General features: G+C 56.6%; 14 protein-coding genes. 6 read left to right on the top strand and 8 right to left on the bottom strand.

Going from position 1 to position 18,942, the window contains the following annotated elements; translation table 11 throughout:
- Positions 1-37: 37 nt before the first annotated feature.
- Both ACIPR4_RS07705 and ACIPR4_RS07700 read right to left on the bottom strand, forming a co-directional pair.
- The gene (locus ACIPR4_RS07705) at positions 38-181 is read right to left on the bottom strand and encodes a DUF3309 family protein (RefSeq protein WP_083811990.1); all 144 of its coding nucleotides are present in this window, start codon (positions 179-181) and stop codon (positions 38-40) included.
- Between the two features lie 96 nt (positions 182-277).
- Entirely contained in the window at positions 278-967 is a 690-nt protein-coding gene (locus tag ACIPR4_RS07700; protein WP_013568097.1) for an MOSC domain-containing protein, read from the bottom strand.
- 136 nt (positions 968-1,103) lie between these two features.
- On the opposite strand from ACIPR4_RS07700, the gene ACIPR4_RS23055 reads away from it, so the two are divergent.
- The 3 genes from ACIPR4_RS23055 (at position 1,104) to ACIPR4_RS07690 (ending at position 4,852) form a co-directional block, all read left to right on the top strand.
- Entirely contained in the window at positions 1,104-1,463 is a 360-nt protein-coding gene (locus ACIPR4_RS23055) for a hypothetical protein (protein ID WP_245536481.1), read from the top strand.
- A 99-nt stretch (positions 1,464-1,562) separates the two neighbouring features.
- The gene (locus tag ACIPR4_RS07695) at positions 1,563-3,143 is read left to right on the top strand and encodes a M1 family metallopeptidase (protein WP_245536480.1); all 1,581 of its coding nucleotides are present in this window, start codon (positions 1,563-1,565) and stop codon (positions 3,141-3,143) included.
- Positions 3,144-3,544: 401 nt separating this feature from the next.
- Positions 3,545-4,852, top strand: a complete 1,308-nt coding sequence (locus ACIPR4_RS07690; protein ID WP_013568096.1) for a glycosyltransferase — start codon at positions 3,545-3,547, stop codon at positions 4,850-4,852.
- Between the two features lie 151 nt (positions 4,853-5,003).
- Here ACIPR4_RS07690 and ACIPR4_RS07685 read toward each other — a convergent pair whose 3' ends face one another.
- The 6 genes from ACIPR4_RS07685 to ACIPR4_RS07660 all read right to left on the bottom strand — a co-directional run bounded on the left by ACIPR4_RS07685 (position 5,004) and on the right by ACIPR4_RS07660 (position 12,660).
- The gene (locus tag ACIPR4_RS07685; protein ID WP_013568095.1) at positions 5,004-5,585 is read right to left on the bottom strand and encodes a hypothetical protein; all 582 of its coding nucleotides are present in this window, start codon (positions 5,583-5,585) and stop codon (positions 5,004-5,006) included.
- Positions 5,586-5,656: 71 nt separating this feature from the next.
- A complete protein-coding gene (locus ACIPR4_RS07680; RefSeq protein WP_013568094.1) occupies positions 5,657-8,365 on the bottom strand; it encodes a TonB-dependent receptor in 2,709 nt (902 codons plus the stop codon).
- Between the two features lie 60 nt (positions 8,366-8,425).
- A complete protein-coding gene (locus tag ACIPR4_RS07675) occupies positions 8,426-9,193 on the bottom strand; it encodes an acid phosphatase (protein ID WP_013568093.1) in 768 nt (255 codons plus the stop codon).
- A 158-nt stretch (positions 9,194-9,351) separates the two neighbouring features.
- Positions 9,352-10,776, bottom strand: coding sequence for an ATP-binding protein (locus tag ACIPR4_RS07670; protein ID WP_144312611.1), 1,425 nt, complete (start codon positions 10,774-10,776; stop codon positions 9,352-9,354).
- 2 nt (positions 10,777-10,778) lie between these two features.
- On the bottom strand, positions 10,779-11,456 hold the full coding sequence (locus ACIPR4_RS07665) for a response regulator transcription factor (protein WP_013568091.1): 678 nt from the start codon (positions 11,454-11,456) through the stop codon (positions 10,779-10,781).
- Positions 11,457-11,904: 448 nt separating this feature from the next.
- Positions 11,905-12,660, bottom strand: coding sequence for a FadR/GntR family transcriptional regulator (locus ACIPR4_RS07660; RefSeq protein ID WP_013568089.1), 756 nt, complete (start codon positions 12,658-12,660; stop codon positions 11,905-11,907).
- 279 nt (positions 12,661-12,939) lie between these two features.
- On the opposite strand from ACIPR4_RS07660, the gene ACIPR4_RS07655 reads away from it, so the two are divergent.
- From ACIPR4_RS07655 to ACIPR4_RS07645, 3 genes are all read left to right on the top strand, one after another.
- Positions 12,940-14,616, top strand: coding sequence for an L-lactate permease (locus ACIPR4_RS07655; RefSeq protein WP_222829266.1), 1,677 nt, complete (start codon positions 12,940-12,942; stop codon positions 14,614-14,616).
- A gap of 18 nt (positions 14,617-14,634) precedes the next feature.
- Complete coding sequence (locus tag ACIPR4_RS07650; RefSeq protein WP_013568087.1) at positions 14,635-15,549, top strand: NAD(P)-dependent oxidoreductase; 915 nt, start codon at positions 14,635-14,637, stop codon at positions 15,547-15,549.
- Between the two features lie 114 nt (positions 15,550-15,663).
- The gene (locus ACIPR4_RS07645; protein ID WP_013568086.1) at positions 15,664-18,942 is read left to right on the top strand and encodes a TonB-dependent receptor; all 3,279 of its coding nucleotides are present in this window, start codon (positions 15,664-15,666) and stop codon (positions 18,940-18,942) included.

Raw genomic sequence — 18,942 nt, 5'->3', positions numbered from 1 at the left:
TATGAGGACGGAGCCAGTTCACCCTTCGTAGAGTGGTTTAGATTATTTTCAAAAGGAGAAGGATAAGCACGATCGTCAGGATGAGGCTCAATCCGCCGCCGCCATAATACCCAAGTCCCGGTCCCATACGAAAGCCACCAAAACCGAATACCAGAATCAAGATAACTAAAAGAATGAGCACTGTACCCTCCACGACGGTGATAGCGACCGTATCTGTGTGATGCAGAGTAAGAGCCAAAGGCTGCGCCAAGGATAGTCCATTCGGATTGTCTGCGTATTATGGGAGGATTTTTTGCGGATCTTTCATGGTTGAGGTCCAATGGCCAGCACCATCCTCAATCTTTTGGCGAGCCTGTTCTTTCCACCACGCTTCCAGGCCCGTCATTTCAAGCATCGCGCGCGCAAACTCTGGATCGAACTCCAGATACATACACCGATTGATTGCGGGGATCGAACCGGCATCATTGACACGTTCTTCAAGAATCCAGGAATCTCCTGCCTGCACTGCACCAGGTTCGAGCACGCGCAGATAAAAACCGGTTCGATTCTCGAGGATCGTCAGCTTCACCCAGTCGGGGCGTCCGATCCGACGCGCCAGATTCGCGCAAGGGACGCGCGGGCCGCTTACCTGAACCACCGCCGTTCCAAGACGCACGCGATCACCCACGCAGATCTGATCTTCGGTGATATCTCCCAGGGTGATATTTTCGCCAACGACTCCTGCTTGCAGGTTCATGTCGTATCGGACATTCCAGAAGGCATAGTGATCGGCCAGGTGGACACAGATCGCGGCGCCCGGGCCGCCATGATACGGCTGGGCGACCTTGTCTCCGGCAAGGCCCCTGAGAGAGACAGGGACTGGCCCTTCCGCACGGTCGCGGATGATCGAGGAAGTCCACGTCCCTCGATCATCCGAGATCGACTTTGGACGGCCGGTGAAGACGGCTTGGATCACAGCGCGCTTCATCACGCCCTCGATTGTAGGTCGCGAGTCCGGTTGATGTGAAGTCTTTTCATCAGCGTCGAGCATGAGAACTTGCCCGATCCTTCCCTACCTGTTTTGATACAGCTACATCTGTTTAATTTGCCTCGCAGGAGATCTAATGACGCATTCGTGTGTCGTGCGCCGCGCTGTTGCCGCAGCCGTAGTCTTTGCTTTCGCCGCAGCCATGGCCGCACAACCGCCGCAGGGACAGGGCCGCCGCCCGCAGATGCCGGACACCGGCGGTCGTTCCGCCACCTATGATCCGTTGAAGACCTTTGCGCCATTCACCATGCCGCAGCCGGTCAACGCCTACCGCGGCGCGGACGGCGCTCCCGATCCCCTTTTCTGGCAGAACTCGGCTGACTACGAGATGCATGCCAGCATCGACCCTGCGACCAAGGTCCTCTCGAACGCCGAGACCATCACCTACACCAACCGTAGCCCTGGAGCGCTCAACAGCCTGTGGCTGCAGGTCTAACAGAATACCTACCGCGCCGATGCCCGCTCGCGTGCCTTCTCCGGCGGCGGCCGCCAGCGTGCCGAAAACATCAACACGGAAGGCACAATCTTCGAGTCGATGGAGTTGCTCTCGACCGTCAAAGGCGCGAAGCCGATGAAGGCCGAGTATGTCATCAGTGACACCCGCGCACGCATCAGTCTGCCCATGCCCTTGCCTCATGGCGCTAGCATCAAAATCCTCATCAAATATCACTACACTGTGCCTGGCGCATGGGGCGGACGCACGTCGGTTGGCGAGGTAAAGGATGGCCCCATCTATGACATCGCGCAGTGGTATCCGCGCATGGCCGTCTACGACGACCTCCACGGCTGGGACACGCAGCCCTTCCTCGGCAATGAGTTCTACACCGAGTTCGGCAACTATGACTTCTATGTCACAGTACCTTCCAACTACATGGTCGCTGGCACCGGCGCTCTCGTAAATGGCGCGGAGGTTTTGACCAAAACGCAACAGGAGCGCCTGAAGCAGGCCGCCACGAGCGACAAGACGATCTTCATTCGTACGAAGGACGAAGTCCACGATCCAGCAAGCCGCCCCAAACAGGACGGCACGCTGACGTGGCACTACCACATGGACCACACGCGCGACGCAGTCTTCTCCGCATCGCCATCGTTTATCTGGGACGCCGCAAAGATGAATCTTCCCGGCGGCAAGACCGCGCTCGCAGAGAGCTTCTATCCTGCAGAAGCCGCAGGGGACGAAGGCTGGGGTCGCTGCACCGAGTATCTAAAAGATGCCGTGGAGCACTTCTCGCAGGATTGGTACGTCTATCCTTACCCCGCCGGCATCAACGTCGCTGGATTCTCTTCCGGTATGGAGTATCCGGGTCTTGTCTTCGACGGAATCAACTCGAAGGGCAAAGGTCTCTTCGTCGTGACAGCGCACGAGATCGGCCACACATGGTTCCCCATGACCGTGCAGTCCAACGAGCGTCGCGATGCGTGGATGGACGAGGGCTTCAACACCTTCATCGACATCTACGAGTCCGACCAGTTCAATCATGGTATTTGGGGTCCGAAGCGCGATGGCGAATACGCTCCCGGCGGTGGTTATCCCGCAGATGAGATTGCCAAGGTGAACACCGATCCCGAAGCGCCGCCCATCCTGATGCGCGCCGACGCTATCCGTGAAAAGCATCGTCATCCCATCACTTACTTCAAGTCGGCAGAGGGTCTCTATCTGCTGCGCGAAGAGATCCTGGGCCACGAGATCTTCGACCGCGCCTTCCGCAAATACATCTCCGACTGGGCCTTCAAACATCCGACGCCGTCTGACTTCTTTCGCGAGATGGAGAGCGAAGGCGGCGAAGACCTGAGTTACTTCTGGCGTGGCTGGTATGAGAACAACTGGACCATGGATATGGTGGCGAAGGACGTGAAGTACAACGATGCGGCCGATCCATCCAAAGGAGCGCACGTCACCATTGAGCAGAACGGCCAACTTGTTCTGCCGGTGTGGATCCAGATCAAGTACGACGACGGCACCGACCTGAAGATCAAACTACCAGCGGAAACCTGGATGCAGAAGGCTACTTACAACATGCCCCTGCCCACCACGAAGAAGATCGTCGAAGCAACCATCGACCCGGATCACCGTGTCCCCGATGGCAACCGGACGAACAACACGGCGAAGCCTTAGTCGTAGAGATCAACTTCTTCCTGAACAAGCACAACGACCGCACTCCAGGTGCGGTCGTTGTTTTTAATAGCGGACAAGCTCTTTGGGGATAGTCACCTTTTATCTAACGTTTCTAGCGATACCTGATTTCTCGTACGGCCTCTGCAACACCAGCATTTTGATAGAGATGAGCGACTAGCTTCGGGTCTCGTGTACCCACTCTGCTAACCGACCGAGTGGAAGCCATCTGAGGTATGTTCTCTTGTCGCAATCGACCAGTCTCCGCAGTCTACTGGCCTTCCATGGAGGGAATAAAAAAACAATTGTGGGTGTCATATGAGATAGGTCACAGGGTATCGCCGGACTTGCGGGTTGATCCTCGCCAGTTGAGAGAGGCGGTTCGTGACTAAGAAGGAGTAACGATGAAAATTGGTTTTGTAAGCATGCCCCTGTCGGGCCATCTGAATCCGATGACAGCACTCGCGCGCAAGCTGCAGTCGCGGGGACATGAGATCGTGTTTTTTGGCGTTCCGGACGTAGAACCCTTTGCTCGGGCAGCCGGTCTGGAATTTACCCCTTTTGCTGAGAAAGAATATCCCGTGGGTTCCATCGCCGAAAAATTTAGCGAAGTGGCCCATCGACATGGCCTGGAGGTAGTGGACTACTCATGCAACAATTTGTTCCCGAGCCTTGTTGAAGCTGGTCTAACTTACCTGCCAGCAAAGTTGGCAGAGACCGGAGTGGAAGCCATGGTATTCGACACCATCTGCTTCTACCTCGAAATGATCCCGATGAGTATGGGCATACCTTACGTACACATCTGGAACATCCTTCATGTGGATTTTTCGGGAAAAACGCCCGCATGCTTTGTAAGCTTTCCATACGAGACGACTCCCGAAGCCATAAGCAGGAACACAGCGGTACTGGGTGCGGTGGGCCAACTCTGGGCTCCGATGATCGAAGCTGCGAAGCCTCATGCTGTGAAGCTAGGGCTGGAGATGAACTGGGATGACCCTACTTCAACGATTTCCAAGCTGGCAATCATTTCGCAGACGCCAAAAGAATTCGATTTCCCAGAGAATCCCTGGCCCGAACAGTTTGTTTATGCGGGTCCGCTTCATGACGACGGGGGACGGGAGTCGGTGGAGTTTCCATGGGACAAGCTGACTGGAGCGCCCTTGATCTATGCGTCACTGGGAACGCTCGTGAATGGCTTGCCCCAGATCTACCGCAATATTCTTGACGCAGTCGAAAAGCTGCCACACGTTCAACTTGTGCTTTCGATCGGCAAGAATCTCAACGTGAAAGAGCTGGGATCAATTCCGTCAAATGTGATTGTAGTGAAAACAGCCCCTCAGATTGAGTTGTTGAAGAGTGCCGCCCTCTGCATTACCCATGCCGGTCTGAATACAGCGCTCGAGTCGCTGGGTCAGGGAGTGCCGATGGTGGCGATTCCCGTTGGTTATGACCAACCGGGTGTTGCGGCCCGAATTGCGTACCACGGAGTCGGTGAATTTGTGGAAGTAGCGGACCTTACGTCGGAAGGCCTCCAAGGATTGATCGAGAAGGTGCTGGAGAGCCCGAGCTATCGCAAGAAAGCTCTTTTCTTCAAAAAAGTAATTGCAAAGACCCAAGGGCTGGACGTAGCCGCCGACGCGATTGAACGAGTGTTCGGAGAGAATCGGCCGACTGTTACGTCAGGAGAGAATGTTGAACTGTCGCACGCGTAAGGGTCCCTTCTGTCTGACTCATAACGATTAATTACAGGCACTTGTGCGACAACGTAAAGAACTGCTCAATCGTGGACAAGCAACATCAAATCTCGATGAGAAATCACTCTGCGGTTAGTCGAAACCAGCAATACCGACCGGGCCGATCTGGTTAGCGCTTGAGGGGGACTTTGAGGTCTTCGCGGATGAGCCTGGCAGAGGTGACCTCCGCGCTGGGGCCAGTCGTGAGTACGACGACCCAGTCGTAGGTCTCGTCGGGCCACCTGCTCTCGGGAAGCAATGAGGGAGACCCGCCAAAGGCTGCAATCAGGTTGGGAATCTCACTATGACGCCATGCGATCAGAGGGTGTGGACCATGGGGGTGCGTCTTGAGGTCGTTCACGAGAGCTTGGGGGTCCGTGGTGCCGATCTCATGATGTAGGGGTATGCCAGTGGCTTTGCTGAGAGGCTCAAGCGTCAGGCGCGGGCGAAAGCTCTTTTTCGAGTCAGCTCCGGCGTAGAGGCTATCGATCGTGAGGTTGAGGCCACCGTCGTGGAAGGGCCTGAAGTAGGTGGTGTAGAGCTGAGCGCGGTTCTCGCCTTGCGGCGTGAGGCCAGTACCGCTCTCGGGGCTCTTCTCGGCGTGGCGCACGATGAGGATGGTGTTGTTCGCGAGATAGTTCTGTTGCGCGGAAAGACCAGTCGATGCGGCGAACGAGAGGGTAAGACCGAGCACGGCGATGAAGAAGCGCATGGAGATCTCCTGATTCATCAGTACCAGAGACAATCAGGCCGTGTCACGTTTCAGGAGACACGGCCCGGGAGTTACCGTTTCGTTGAAAGGCCGAAGGTGATCGACAGCATGACGCTACGTGCAGGAAGAATGCTGATGTTATCTCCCGCAGCGATGGGCGTCTGACCGACAGTGTTGAAGGGGTCCACGTAGTTGGCTCCGCTGGCTACGATGTTCTGTGTCGCAGCGGTTCCGGTGATCGAATCGGCGGTGATGCTGTGCTGGTTGAAGAGATTGTTGAAGCTCAGGCGGACCTTTGTCTGATCGAAGCGGCCACCAGAGCGGATGGTGTAGTTGAAGAACATATTGGTGACGCTGAAGGGGTTGATGGTGGCCTGATTATGGTAGGCGCCATTGTCCTGGTAGAAGGTACCGACACGTTTATTGAAGAGACCGAGGTCCCATCCCTTGTGCTGGTAGGTCACCCCTTCAGTCTCCGTGTCTGACGGCGTGCTCGCAACCCAGAGGCCGGACGGAGCGGCCACAGAGATGGGCGCGGCAGTGCACGGGGCGGTGCAGCTTACATTGAGGTTACCGGTATAGGTGGCACGCCCAACGGACGCGTTGAGATACACGCTGAGTCCGTGCGCGATATAGAGATTGCTCTCCGCCTCAAAGCCCTTGGTGATTGAGCTCGGCTGCAGGAAGTAGACCGGTTCGCCGCTGGAGTCGAGGGTTGAGGAGTAGCTGTTCTGAAAGCGAATATGGTAAAAGTCCGCGTCCAGCGTCACGCGCTTCAACTTGATCACGGTGCCAGTCTGGTAGGTGGTGGAGCGCTGCTGCTTGGGCAGAGTCTTCACCGGAATGCCGGTGGCGCTCTGCGCATAGTCAAAGACTTTGCTCGGCGGAACGACGCTTCCGGTTGAAACCTGACCGTAGACCGACCAGTTGGTGCGCAGGCGGTAGTTGGCATCGATAGAGGGCAACCACGCAGAGTAAGTGCCGCTGTTGGTGATGAAGGTGTTGGGATTGTTCGTGCCAAGACCGCCGATGGTTTTGCCGTCGTCCGCATACTGCTTGGTGGCAATGTTGTAATGCGAGAACTTGGTACCCGCAGTGATGTTCAGATGGCGGGTCGCATGGAACTCATACTCGAAGTAGGGCTGGTAGGAGTTGGTCCAGAACGACTCGTTGAAGTTCGAGAGAGCCTGGTTGGCCCAGTTGTTCAGGGGGTCGCTCGGGGTCTGGTGACGATTGGTAGTGGCCCATTCGTACCAGAAGCCTACACGCGCGATGCCGAACCTGGAGACCTGGCTGATGTTCGAGGTCTCTCCATACTTGCGGTAGCTGTTGTACTTGTCGACGGCGCAAGGAAGAGCGGTTACACCTTTCTTGGTTACCGGCACGTTGCAAGGGGCAATGGCGATGCCGTTGTAGGTCTTCGAACCATTGATCGTGGCTGCTTCTGTGATTGGCGTGGCGTTTGAGAACTTCTCGCCGTTGTCGTAGTTATAGGTGTAGGGCTTTACGTCAAGGATGAAGTTATGCCCGAACTCACTGTGAAGCCCGACATACTCGAAATCGGTGGGCACGTGGTATTTGTTGTACTGATTGTCGAGGTAGTTGACCGGATCTGTATTGTCCGTAAGAAGGAAGTTAATACCGGCCCCAGCAAAGAAAGCGTTGGCCCCGGTGCAGGTGTACCCCGTACCGGCTCCGAACATCTGGCAGCGCGTCGCCGCGAAGTTTGGCGTGTTGGCATCGAGCTGGATCACGCCGGAGAAACCGGTGAGATAGGTCTTATCAGAGAACTTGTACTGCATCTTGATGGCGCCTGCGTTGCGGGTCTGATGATTGAAGGTCTGGTAGCCGTCGGACTGAAGGTGATGTACGTCGATCTGGAAGTTCAGCTTATGGCCGCCAAGCAGATCGCCCGAGTCATATTCTCCGTCGTAAAGAGCGGTATTGAAGGAGCCATAGGAGAACTGTCCGCGAATGTTCTGCATGGGGCTTAGGTTCTTCGAGAGCAAATGGATGGAGCCGCCGAAAGGCGCTGGCCCTATGGTGGAGGCTGTGCCGGGGCTGCGGTCGAAGTCGATGCCGCCAAGGAACTGGGCAGGAAAGAAGGCCCACGAGTGATGGGTCGGTGTGTTGGTGTCGTAAAAGGGGATGCCATCGAAGTCAATGTCGTACTCGCCATCGGGAAATCCGCGGAAGTAGGTGCTGGACTGACCGAGACCGACACCGTTTCCGTTCGTGGTGAAGGTGCCCGGCGACATCTGGACGGCCTCGCCAAAATCGGCGATGGGCGAGGTGAAGTTCTGAATGAAGTGCTGCGTGATCTCGGTGCGTGCAGAGCGCGCATCCAGCAGAGCGTCCATCGGCGCAAGAGCCGATGCGATGGATCCTACCTCATTCCCCGAGACATTCACCTCCTGCGAGACGTCGCCCACAACGAGCGATGCAGACAGATCCTGATCCTGTCCGGCAGCGATGCGGATGGTGCGACGGTTCGGCCTGAAACCCGAGCCTGCGATCTCGACCGTGTAGTTTCCGGTGTTGAAACCGCCAAGCGTGAAATGGCCCAGCGCGTCCGTCTTCGTCGTTCGAATGGCGGCTGCCGAGTCGGTGGCCGTCACCGTGACCACGACGTCGGCCAGCATGCCGCCCTTCGCGTCTGTCACGACGCCGGAGAGCGTGGTGGCCGCCGTCTGGGCATAGCCCGAGATAGCCGGGAGGGCAAAAGCGCAGACGAAGAGGAGAAAGGCTGCGGCACAGCGTTTCAGAGTGGGTTGTGTCATGAGTTCCTCCAGGAAATACTTCGTTGAATAGAGCAGTGAATCGCAAGCGGTGGGCCCGCTTTATCGGTTGATTGCCGCCGGCAGGCCAAGCTTCTGGCGTGTCTCGGTGCGAGCTGCAGCAAGGTCTTTCTGAAACTGCGGGGATGCCGCGAGAGAGCCGAAGAGGGCATACGCAAGACGGCGGCTAGCCTCGGTATCGCTGGTGTAGTGCACACCGCAGACCAGGCGGTTATGCGCGAACTCGTCGGCACGATCGAGAATCTGCTGGCGCCTCTCCGGCACCATCTGGATAAGCGTGAAGCCAAGCAGATAGCCGGAGAGAGAGTGCCCGCTGGGGTATGAGTTCGGCTCCTGTGTAAGGGTGCAGACAGGATGCAACGTGGCATCCGCCTGGTAAGGACGTGGACGGTGATACGTGCTCTTAAGGCCGCTGCTTGCTGCGGATTCATCCTTGCGAATGCGTTTGGAGAGGGCCGAGGTCAACGGGAGCGCGTCTGCGTTGAACTGCTTTCCCATCACCGACTCGAATAGAAAGATACTTTCTTCGCGATCGTCGATCTGCGCTTGAGCTACCTGCTCCGCAGTGCGCCTCTCTTCGATCCGGTGCAACTCCGCGAGTTCCGAGAGAGCGATAGCGGAGTTCTTCGGCGGGGGTGATGGGAGGATGAGATCGAGAGAAAACGAATCCTGATCGAGATAGAGGTTGCTGTGCACGGCCACATCGATCGTGGCCTTTGCAGGGTTGGGGCTGGCGGATTGTGCATAGGCACACACCGCTGTGATGGCGAGGAGGAAGACCACGCTGAAAGAAGCTTTGTTTTGTCTCATTGCGAGACTGAGAGTAGGAGTCGTTTGTGAATGTAGGGAGACGGCAAGGTTACAGGAAGGTTAAATAGCAGTGCGAACCGAGAATTTTCGAAGATTGCTCTTGATCTTAAGGTTGATTTCAGGTTTATATCAGCAACCTTAATTTCTACACGCGAAACTCACTTCATCGTGAGCATGGATTCCTGCGTGGTCGGACTGGCTTTTAAGGGGAACCTGATTTCGAAGACAGAGCCCTCCAGCGGCGTGCTGCGCACGGTGAGCTCGGCGGCGTGCGCGTCGGCGATCCAGCGTCCGATCGAAAGACCAAGGCCACTACCGGCACTCGATTTCCGCTCCCGCAGGTCAGCTTGGTAAAAGCGATCGAAGACACGCCGGCGCACCTCCTCCGTCATGCCGACGCCTGTGTCCCGCACGGCGACGAGAGCATACTCCTCTTCCGTGGATACCTCCGCGCGGATCTCGCCGTCCACAGGCGTGTAACGAATGGCGTTGTCCAGGAGGATGCCGAGGAGCCGCTGGAGAAGAAGGTCGTCGCCTTCGATGAAAACGGTCTCTGTAGGAAGATGCCAGTCGAGCAGAATCCCGCTGGACTCGGCCAAATCCTCGACACGACGGCATCCGCTGATGACAAGGGCGCAGAGGTCGATCTTCTTGAAGGCAAACTCATGCATGAAGTTGTCGCTCTGCGTGAGCGAAAGAAGCGCGTCGAGCAACGTCGATCCGGTGCGGCACTCGGTAACGATCTTTTCGAGCGCATCGCGATACTCCTCTTCGCTGCGCGGGCGACGCAATGAGAGCTGCGCGGTGGCGAGCATGACAGTCATCGAGGTGCGCAGATCATGGGAGGCGTCGGCGGAAAACTGGCTCAGCCGCGACACGGCCGCTTCCAGCTTTGCGAGCAGTTGGTTCCACGCGATGGCGAGTCGCTGGATTTCATCCCTGGCTGGCGGCACAGGGAGCCGCTCGGAGAGATTGCTGATACCGATCCCTAGAGCAGCACGCGTGACGCGGTCGACCGGCTTGAGCGCAAAGCGGCTGAGAAAGTATCCGCAGACCGAAGAGAGAATGAGCAGCCCGGGCATCAAAAGGAAGAGTGCGTTGCGGTACTTGAGCAGGATGTAGTGCTCTTCTTCGAGCGTCCCGCCGATATGCAGAAGCACGGCACGCCCGTCGACCAGGATCTGATGGCACATCACCATCGCGGGCTTGCCGTCGATCAGGATCGAGTCGAAAGCTGCTGTCTGACAGTTCTGCCCGGCCAGCAGACCCCAGTCGTGCGAGGCGTCCTCGATCGGAAAGATGAAGCCGCCATCGAGCGTGTGCACGTGAAAAAGATTGCCTTCATGGGTAACCAGCGCATAGTTCCGGAGCTGCTCGCTCAACGGCTGCGTTACACCCTTCGCTTTGTTCTCTCTGAGGAGACTGATGAGCCTGTCTTCACGCCCCTGCAGATGCGTCTTCTTGCCTTGCAGAAGCGAGTATCGCAGCGCACCGTAAGAGAGCATTCCAAACGCGGAGAGCCCAAGAAAGGTGACCAGAAGATACAGCAGCATGAGCTTGGCACGAACCGAGATTGCTCCCATACTCATGTCGCGACAAACATATAACCAGAGCCGTGGACGGTGCGGATGAGTGGTTGTCCCTTATCGGATTGGTCTTCGAGTTTGGCCCGCAGGCCGTGGATGTAGACATCAAGAGTGTTCTCTTTCACGTCGGCCTGTATGCCCCAGCCAGCTTCGATGAGCTGCTCGCGCGTCGTAATGAGCCCCTTGCGGCGCATGAGGGTATCCAGGAGTTCGAACTGTTTCTTCGTCAGCGCAATCTCTTTCCCATGGCGAAGGGCAAGACGGCGCCCACGGTCGAGGACGACACTCCCCGTCTCCGGTGCTTCTTCCGAGTGGTTCGCGACACGGCGGGCGATGGCGCCGACGCGCGCAAGCAGGATCTCGACGATAAATGGTTTGACCAGGTAATCGTCTGCCCCCAAATCGAAGGCACGCACGATTTTGGGCACAGCGTCGACCGCCGTGAGGACAAGAATGGGAGTCTTGCACTGCTGCGTCCGGACCCTCTCGAGTACCTCGAAACCATCCATCTCGGGCAGAAAGATATCGAGCAGAGCGGCATCGAACTGGCCTGTGAGTAGAAGGTCGGCCCCTTCCCTGCCGTCGCCTGAAACGACGACGCGATGCCCTTCTTCTATCAAGGCACGCTCAACCAGGCTAGCGATCCTGAAGTCATCTTCAATGACGAGAACGTTCATTGTGCGATGTCCTGACGAGATTCTGCGCGATGAGGCATGTGGCCTTGAATTCTACCCTGTCCGTGTGAAGGCAACTTAAATGATCTGGCAAGGGCACGAGTGGATGGTATTGGTCGGCGGTGCCGGTCTTCCGCTGGGGGTTTCAGACGGCAAGTGCCTCCCCGGGAAAGCTACGCTCGCCGTCCCCGACTAAAGACCGTCCCTGGCAGAAGTCGAAGCGCGTGATCGCCGACCGGACTTACTATTCGCTCCGCTGAGAGAACGGCTGAAGCAACGAGGCATCGACCACCGGCTTGCGAGAAGACATAACCCCTTTCTCAGCGATGAACAATACACAGAGTCGGAACAAAACGGAAGGCCGCCAAACGCAAAATCTTAGCCCTCAAAAAGAGATTGAGCCCGTCGATGCTTAGACAACCCACATAGAGCGTTAGCGATTTGGATGCGTTCAATACATAACCTTTGGCTGTGTGGAGTCGTAACGTTTAATTGCAGAGCTCAGATGGACCTGCATGGCCTTACGGGCTCCCTCCGGGTCGCGCTTCAGCAGGGCCTTAATGATGGTTTCGTGCTCTTTGAGTGAGAGTGGCCGCGCATCAGGGAGCTTGAGCACCGTGGATACGACGCGCGGGAGCTGGCTGCGAATCATGGTAAGCATGTCCACCATCGCGAGGTTCTTTGATGCGCGTGAGATCGCAAGATGAAATTCAAGATCAAGAGAGCTGAATCGCTTCGCATCTCCTACCGCATCGTGCATGCGCACCACGAACTCTGAGATCGCCGCAAGTTCAGCGTCGGTTGCGCGCTCGGCGGCGCTCGCTGCAGAAAGGCCTTCCATCGCCAGGCGCACTTCCATCAGGTCGCGAACGTCATAGCGCTCCGTGATGACGCGCCACTTCATAATCGTGTTCAGAAATTTGCTGCCGTCCGTGGCGACCGAGGTTCCTTCGCCGACGCGCGCAGTGAGTACACCCATGATGGAGAGGCAGCGCAGCGCCTCGCGAAGGGAGGAACGGCCAGCGTTGAATTGCTTGCACAACTCCCGTTCCGAAGGGAGACGTTGGCCCGGCCTCAGACTGCCACTCGAGATCTGTTTCATGATCTGCTGGACAATCTCATCGCTTATCGAGTTCTTCTGAACAGGCCGTGTTTTAAGGGCGGTCTTCTCCTGGAGCGTCGTGTCTGGTGCATTCTGTTTTCGCATCTCTGGTCACCTTATCACTACAGCCAAATGTCCTAGATCTTTCCCAAGGCGGTCAAAAAATGGTCAGGCCAATTTCGTGGCAAAGTTGAAAGCTATCATGCAGTTCAAATCGTTGGAAGCTCCGATTTGGCTGGGGATCAAGATCCAGCGACCGGGTAGTAGAAAATAAAATGGAAAAGCCGTCTTGACACAATTGGTCAGACCAACATACCATCCTCCCGCTTTCGAAAAGTCCTATGTACTTGTTCCCTAATGGACAATTCGTAGCTGATTGCTTTAGTGGCAGAAGCGAGGCGGAACAAGGTGAATTGGCAGCAGGCATATCGCGTTTTTGGTCAGGGTATCGGGGTATCCGCCGCGATCGCGGCACTGCCCATCCTGGCTGTGCTGGTGATGCTGGGTGTGCTGCGTAAACCCGCGTGGGTGGCCGGACTCTGTGGCCTTGCGGTGAGCTTAGTGGTTGCCCTCTTCTGCTATCACATGCCGGTTTCGCTGGCGTTTGGTGCAGTCTCCTACGGTGCGGCCTTCGGTCTCTTTCCGATTTGCTGGATCGTATTCTGGGCGATCGTTCTTTTTCGCATCACGACCGTTACGGGTAAGTTCACCATCATTCGCGAGTCGGTCGGACAGCTTACGGAAGACGCACCTTCGCAGGCCCTGCTCATCGCTTTCGCTTTCAGCGCGTTCATTGAAGGGGCAGCGGGTTTCGGAACGCCGGTCGCCATCGCGGCCGCCATGCTTACGGGCCTTGGCTTCTCGCCCTTCCGTGCTTCTGCCATCTGTCTGCTCGCAAATACAGCTCCCGTCGCGTTCGGTTCGATCGGAACGCCGCTGTTGACACTCGCCGCGACGACCGGTCTTCCGCTATTGAAGCTGAGTGCGGCGGTTGCAGCCATCTGCGCACCGGTCGCACTAATCATTCCGGCCTACATGGTGTTTGTGATGGGTGGGAAGAGAACGCTGCGCGCGGCGTTGCTTCCCTGTGTGATTACGGGCTTCGTGTTTGGCGGAACACAGTTTGTGGTTGGTACTTACATGGGTCCGCAGTTGACGGACATCCTTGCGTCCATCTTCGCGATGGTTGCGCTCTTTGTTCTCTGTCGTTTCCGCAAAAGCGAACCCATGCCGCGCGATCTCGAAGCGGCGTTCCGCGGTTCCAGCGAGGCGGTTGCCCCACCGGCGGATGGTTCAGATCTCCTGGTCGCGTCGACGCAGGAGATCGTGGTCGCGTGGATGCCGTATGCATTCCTCGTTGTATTCGTCCTACTTTGGAGCGTGAAGCCGATTCAACATCTGCTGTCTGTGGGCACCTTCAACCTGCAATGGCCGATGTTGCATGATCGGGTGATGCGCATGGCTCCCGTCGTTGCGAACGCGCAACCGTACCATGCGTACTTCGTACTGAATCTTCTGTCCGCGTCGGGAACATCCTGCATGTGCGCAGCCATCTGTAGTGCGCTCTTCCTGCGGGTTTCTTTGTCCACGTTCCTGGGGGTTCTTGGCTCAACGTGCAGGCAGTTGCTCGTGCCGATTACTACGGTGGTCTCCGTACTAGCGATGGCTTTTCTTATGAACTATTCCGGAGCCACCGCAACGCTGGGGCTTGCGTTTTCTTCGAGCGGCGCGGTGTTTCCATTTTTCAGCGCGTTGCTCGGGTGGGTCGGCGTCTTTCTTACAGGCTCGGACACTTCTGCGAATGCCCTTTTTGGAAGTCTGCAGGTTGTCACCGCAGAGCGTCTGGGTCTTAGTCCTGTTTTGATGTCTGCGGCAAATTCATCGGGCGGCGTGGTTGGAAAGATGATCAGTCTGCAAACGATCGTGGTCGCGGCGGCAGCGACTGGGATGAGCAACGCGGATCAGTCAAGGTTGTTTCGGCTGATGCTGAAGCACAGCGTTCTTCTTGCCGCCATCGTGGGTCTTATCGCATTGCTGTACACGCACTACCTTCACTTCTGAGGCAAAGGATTCAGTCTTATGGCGAAGCTGGGATTTATCGGATTGGGAATCATGGGCATGCCTATGGCCCGGCATCTGCTTGAGGCCGGACATGGGGTTACGCTGTGGTCGATCACTCCGGGCAAGGCAGAGAAGCTGAAGGCGTCGGGCGCGGCGACGATCGCGGCGACTCCAGCCGAAGTTGCGCAGCGAAGCGAGGTCGTCTTCCTCTGCGTGGGGGATACGGCGATGTCGCGCAACACGATTTTTGGCGCGGACGGAATCGCGGCTGGTGCACGGCCTGGAAGTGTCGTCGTGGATTGCAGCAGCATCTCCCCAAGCGCGAGTAAGCAGATGGCAGAAGAGTTGCGCACACGCGGTATTGAGTTACTCGATGCTCCTGTGACTGGATCAAAGAATGGCGCCGAGAGTGGCAATCTCACCTTCATGGTAGGCGGCGACAAGGACGTCTTTGAACGGGTGAAGCCTTTCTGCTTAACCATGGGCCCGAACCTCTACTACTGTGGTGCGAACGGCATGGGGCTGCACGCGAAGCTTTCTCAGAACTTAATCATCGGCAACCTGATCAATGCCTTCAACGAATCTTTTGTTTTGAGCACAAAGGCAGGGATTGAGCCTGAGCTGATGCTCGACATCCTGAATAACAGCGCGGCAAAGTCGGGACTGGTTGCAGCGAAGGCTCCGCTGGTGTTTGCCCGGAATTTTGCTACGCACTTTTCCGTGAAGTGGCTTGAGAAGGACATGCAGCTCATGCTGGAGTCAGCGGGCGAGCTTGGCGTTCCAACTCCGCTCACGGCATTGTCCGCGCAGATGCTGCGCACCGCCATAGCTGCGGGTTATGGCGAAGAAGATATTTGCGCCTCCATCAAAGTGCTTGAAGGATTGGCGCGAGTGGAAGTAAGTGATCCGGCGCATCGTAATCGCGCCGGCTAAGAGGTATGGTTCGCAGCAGATCGGATGTTTGAGCACCGCCGCATCCGCGTTTCATTGTATTTGAAAGTTATTCATCACCAACGCGGCTCCAACTCGGAGCACCCGGAGACTCCTATGTCTTTTTTTCGCAAACTTGCAGCCCCTTTCCTAGTGATATTTCTTTCCTCTGCGCTGATGTTGGCACAGTCGTCCAACGCAACGTTGTCCGGATTCGTCCGCGATGCTTCGGGTGCATTCATTCCGAATGCGACGGTAACAGTCGAAGCGATCGCAACGCATCAGAAGTACACAACCACGACCAGTGAATCGGGTTCTTACGCGGTTGTAGATCTGCCAGTCGGAGACTACACGGTTTCGACCAGGGCAAACGGCTTCAAAGTGTCGGTCGTTCCGAAGATCACTCTGCAGACTGCACAGGCAGCGGCTCTGGATGTAATGCTGGTTGCCGGCGCAGTGAGCGAACAGGTGACGGTCACGACGGCTGTCCCCATCATCAATTCACAGGACAGCTCGGTGGGCCAGGTGGTCGAAGGCAAATCGATCGAAGCGGTCGCTCTGAATGGCCGTCAGTTCTGGAATCTCGTTGCGCTTACACCCGGTGCCACGTACACGCCTGGCGGACAAGGCACGCGCACCGGCGGTGGATCGCTACGTTCGTCCTCGGTTGCGGTGCAGATCAATGGTACCGGTTTCATCTTCAATGGATGGTCTCTGGATGGCGTCGACATCACTGAATATGAACAGGGCGGAACAAATGTGCAGCCCAACGTCGATTCGCTGGCAGAGTTCAAGGTGCTAGGCGCCAACATGCCGGCATCGTATGGCAACACGCCTAACGTCGTTGCGGCAACGATGAAGAGCGGTACCAACAGCTTTCACGGAACTGTCTTTGAGTTCCTGCGTAACGACGCGGCCGACGCGCACAACTACTTTGCGCGCACCAACAAGAACATTCTGAAGCGTCACCAATTTGGTGGCGTAGTCGGTGGCCCCATCATCAAAGACAAGCTGTTCTTCTTCTCGGATTTTGAAGAGACGCGTCAGAGCCAGGGCATCACCTATGCCAACATTGTGCCCACGGACGCGATGCGCAAGGGCGACTTCAGCGCCGCAGCGAAGAAGCCGATCAATCCTGCAACTGGCCTCCGCTTTACGAACGATCAAGTGCCCATCTCTCCGCAGGCCGCTTTTTTCCTCAAGTTCATGCCCACGCAGTCGCAGGCAAACTTCAGTGCGCCGCAGAAGCTGCTCATTATGAAGGGTGATGGCAAGGTCGATTGGGCGATGGGGACACGAGACCACTGGATGGCCAGATACTCGATCGCGGACAACGATGAGCAGGATCCGAATGCGTTCCAGGCTCTCGGAATCCAGTCGCTCAATAGCCGTGCGCAGAATATCGCACTGACCGAATCCCATACCTTCGGAGGGAAGTGGCTGAATGAAGCGAAGTTTGGGCTGTACAAAGATATTTTCCTGTTCGGAGCTGTTTTACCTGGAACGAACTTCCTTGCAGGCGCGGGCATTACCGGCTTCGAACTGTCGCAAATTACACCGAGCTTCCCGTACATCACGCTCACTGGATACACGCCATTCAATGGCTCCGGCGTTAATAATTTGCCGAAGTCTAACCGCATCCGCACCTGGCAATATGCCGACACCGTGAGCTACACCTCGGGTGGGCATGAAATCTCCGCGGGCGTGCAGGTTCTTCATCAGCGCCATACCTTCTTCAACGGTCAGAACCAGGAGGGTAGCTTCTCCTTCACCACCAACTACACGGGGGATGCCTTCTCCGATTTTCTGTTGGGTTATCCGGCCGCTGTAACGCGCGCTTATCCGCTGGATCTCTACGGCAGCACTGGAAATTGGCTGGCATTCTTTGCGCAGGATAACTGGCGTCCTCGCCCGGACCTGACCTTGAATATGGGTCTCCGCTATGAACACGATCCGTTTTACGACGGATTAAATGGCCAAGCCAATGCCATTGACTACAGCACAGGCAAGCTCGTGGTGCCAACACACAACGGCGGTATGCTGATCAATCCGAATGCCCAGCCAGTGATGCCCCAGTTGATTCCGCTCTTCAGCGATCGGCTGCTTAGCTCCGAGTCGCTGCACCTGCCGCAGTCCATTCATAGAACCGGTCCTGGCGTCTTCGCTCCGCGCGTTGGTCTCGCCTATCGCGTCGGAAATAGCGACAAGACAGTGATCCGTGCAGCGTATGGCCTGTTCCCGATTTACTTCGATTCAAACATGTCGCTGCAGTGGGTCAAGGCTCCTCCGTTTGAAGTCGTGCAGACCGTGAACACGTCCAGCAAGACCACACCGCCGTTTACCTTTCAAAATCCATTCAACGGCCAACCTCTTGTTTCGGCAAACCCAAATCCGGGCGTGGCATGCCCGGGTACGACGGTCGCGTATCTTTCATGCCTGCAGCCAGCCATCTGGACTTCGCCGATCGATATGAAGCATACGTACATGCACCAGTACAACCTGGCGATTCAGCATCAGCTCATGAATAACCTGTCGCTCGAGGTGGCATATGTCGGCAACAACACCAAACACAACCAGCTGATTTCAACGCCGGACAACGTTCCGAATCCCGGTGCCGGCAGCATTCAAAATCGGCGACCGTTCCCGCAGTGGGGTGTATTCAATCTTGGCAATACCTATGGATCGGCCAACTACAACGCACTGCAGGTCAAAGCGGAGAAGCGTTATAGCAACGGCTTCCAGTTATTGGGTTCGTATGCGTGGAGCCGGTGTCTCGACAACGGGTCGAGCGAATCTGGGCCGCAGTCTCTTGGGCAGCTCTCCCGCTACTACGCGCCGTGCGATCACAACCTAATGCACGTTCTGACGATTAGTTCGGTGTATTCCTTCCCTGTGGGCCACGGCCACTATTTCCTCAGCAATGCAACCGGCGTCGTCAATCAGGTGGTCAGCGGATGGGAGATCGCAGGCATCTATACGGCTCGCAGCGGCTTACCTTTCACCCCGGTACTTTCCAGCGATGTGGCCAACAACGGTACGAGCGGTCAGTTCCCAAATCGTGCTCCCGGCGCATTTGCGGGCGCCGTGGGTAACCCTACGCCGCAGCGCTGGTTCGATCCCTCAGTCTTCAGCAGCCCTACGGCATTCACCTTCGGCAATTCTGGCCGCAATATTCTTACTGGCGACGGCCTGGTGCAGTTGGATATGACTCTTAAGAAGACCTTTCCCATTCACGAGGCGGCCAATGCCGAATTTCGTTTTGAAGCATTCAATGTCGCCAACCACCCAACCTTCACCAATCCGAACGCTTCGATTGGTTCTAATTCCGCCGGCATTGTGAACTCGACGTTGAATGCTGCACGCACACTACAAATAGCGCTCAAGATCAATTTTTAG

This window comes from Terriglobus saanensis SP1PR4 (genome assembly GCF_000179915.2).
Taxonomy (GTDB): domain Bacteria; phylum Acidobacteriota; class Terriglobia; order Terriglobales; family Acidobacteriaceae; genus Terriglobus; species Terriglobus saanensis.
Note: the sequence above shows the minus strand (reverse complement) of the source record. Positions and strands in the feature narration are given on the sequence as shown.

Excerpts from the sequence above, each read along its gene's own strand:
- ACIPR4_RS07660 (WP_013568089.1), bottom strand. The coding sequence starts at position 12,660 with ATGCGAAAACAGAATGCACCAGACACGACGCTCCAGGAGAAGACCGCC.
- ACIPR4_RS07690 (WP_013568096.1), top strand. The coding sequence starts at position 3,545 with ATGAAAATTGGTTTTGTAAGCATGCCCCTGTCGGGCCATCTGAATCCG.
- ACIPR4_RS07650 (WP_013568087.1), top strand. The coding sequence starts at position 14,635 with ATGGCGAAGCTGGGATTTATCGGATTGGGAATCATGGGCATGCCTATG.
- ACIPR4_RS07680 (WP_013568094.1), bottom strand. The coding sequence starts at position 8,365 with ATGACACAACCCACTCTGAAACGCTGTGCCGCAGCCTTTCTCCTCTTC.
- ACIPR4_RS07645 (WP_013568086.1), top strand. The coding sequence starts at position 15,664 with ATGTCTTTTTTTCGCAAACTTGCAGCCCCTTTCCTAGTGATATTTCTT.
- ACIPR4_RS07675 (WP_013568093.1), bottom strand. The coding sequence starts at position 9,193 with ATGAGACAAAACAAAGCTTCTTTCAGCGTGGTCTTCCTCCTCGCCATC.
- ACIPR4_RS07695 (WP_245536480.1), top strand. The coding sequence starts at position 1,563 with ATGGAGTTGCTCTCGACCGTCAAAGGCGCGAAGCCGATGAAGGCCGAG.
- ACIPR4_RS07685 (WP_013568095.1), bottom strand. The coding sequence starts at position 5,585 with ATGCGCTTCTTCATCGCCGTGCTCGGTCTTACCCTCTCGTTCGCCGCA.
- ACIPR4_RS23055 (WP_245536481.1), top strand. The coding sequence starts at position 1,104 with ATGACGCATTCGTGTGTCGTGCGCCGCGCTGTTGCCGCAGCCGTAGTC.
- ACIPR4_RS07670 (WP_144312611.1), bottom strand. The coding sequence starts at position 10,776 with ATGGGAGCAATCTCGGTTCGTGCCAAGCTCATGCTGCTGTATCTTCTG.
- ACIPR4_RS07700 (WP_013568097.1), bottom strand. The coding sequence starts at position 967 with ATGAAGCGCGCTGTGATCCAAGCCGTCTTCACCGGCCGTCCAAAGTCG.
- ACIPR4_RS07665 (WP_013568091.1), bottom strand. The coding sequence starts at position 11,456 with ATGAACGTTCTCGTCATTGAAGATGACTTCAGGATCGCTAGCCTGGTT.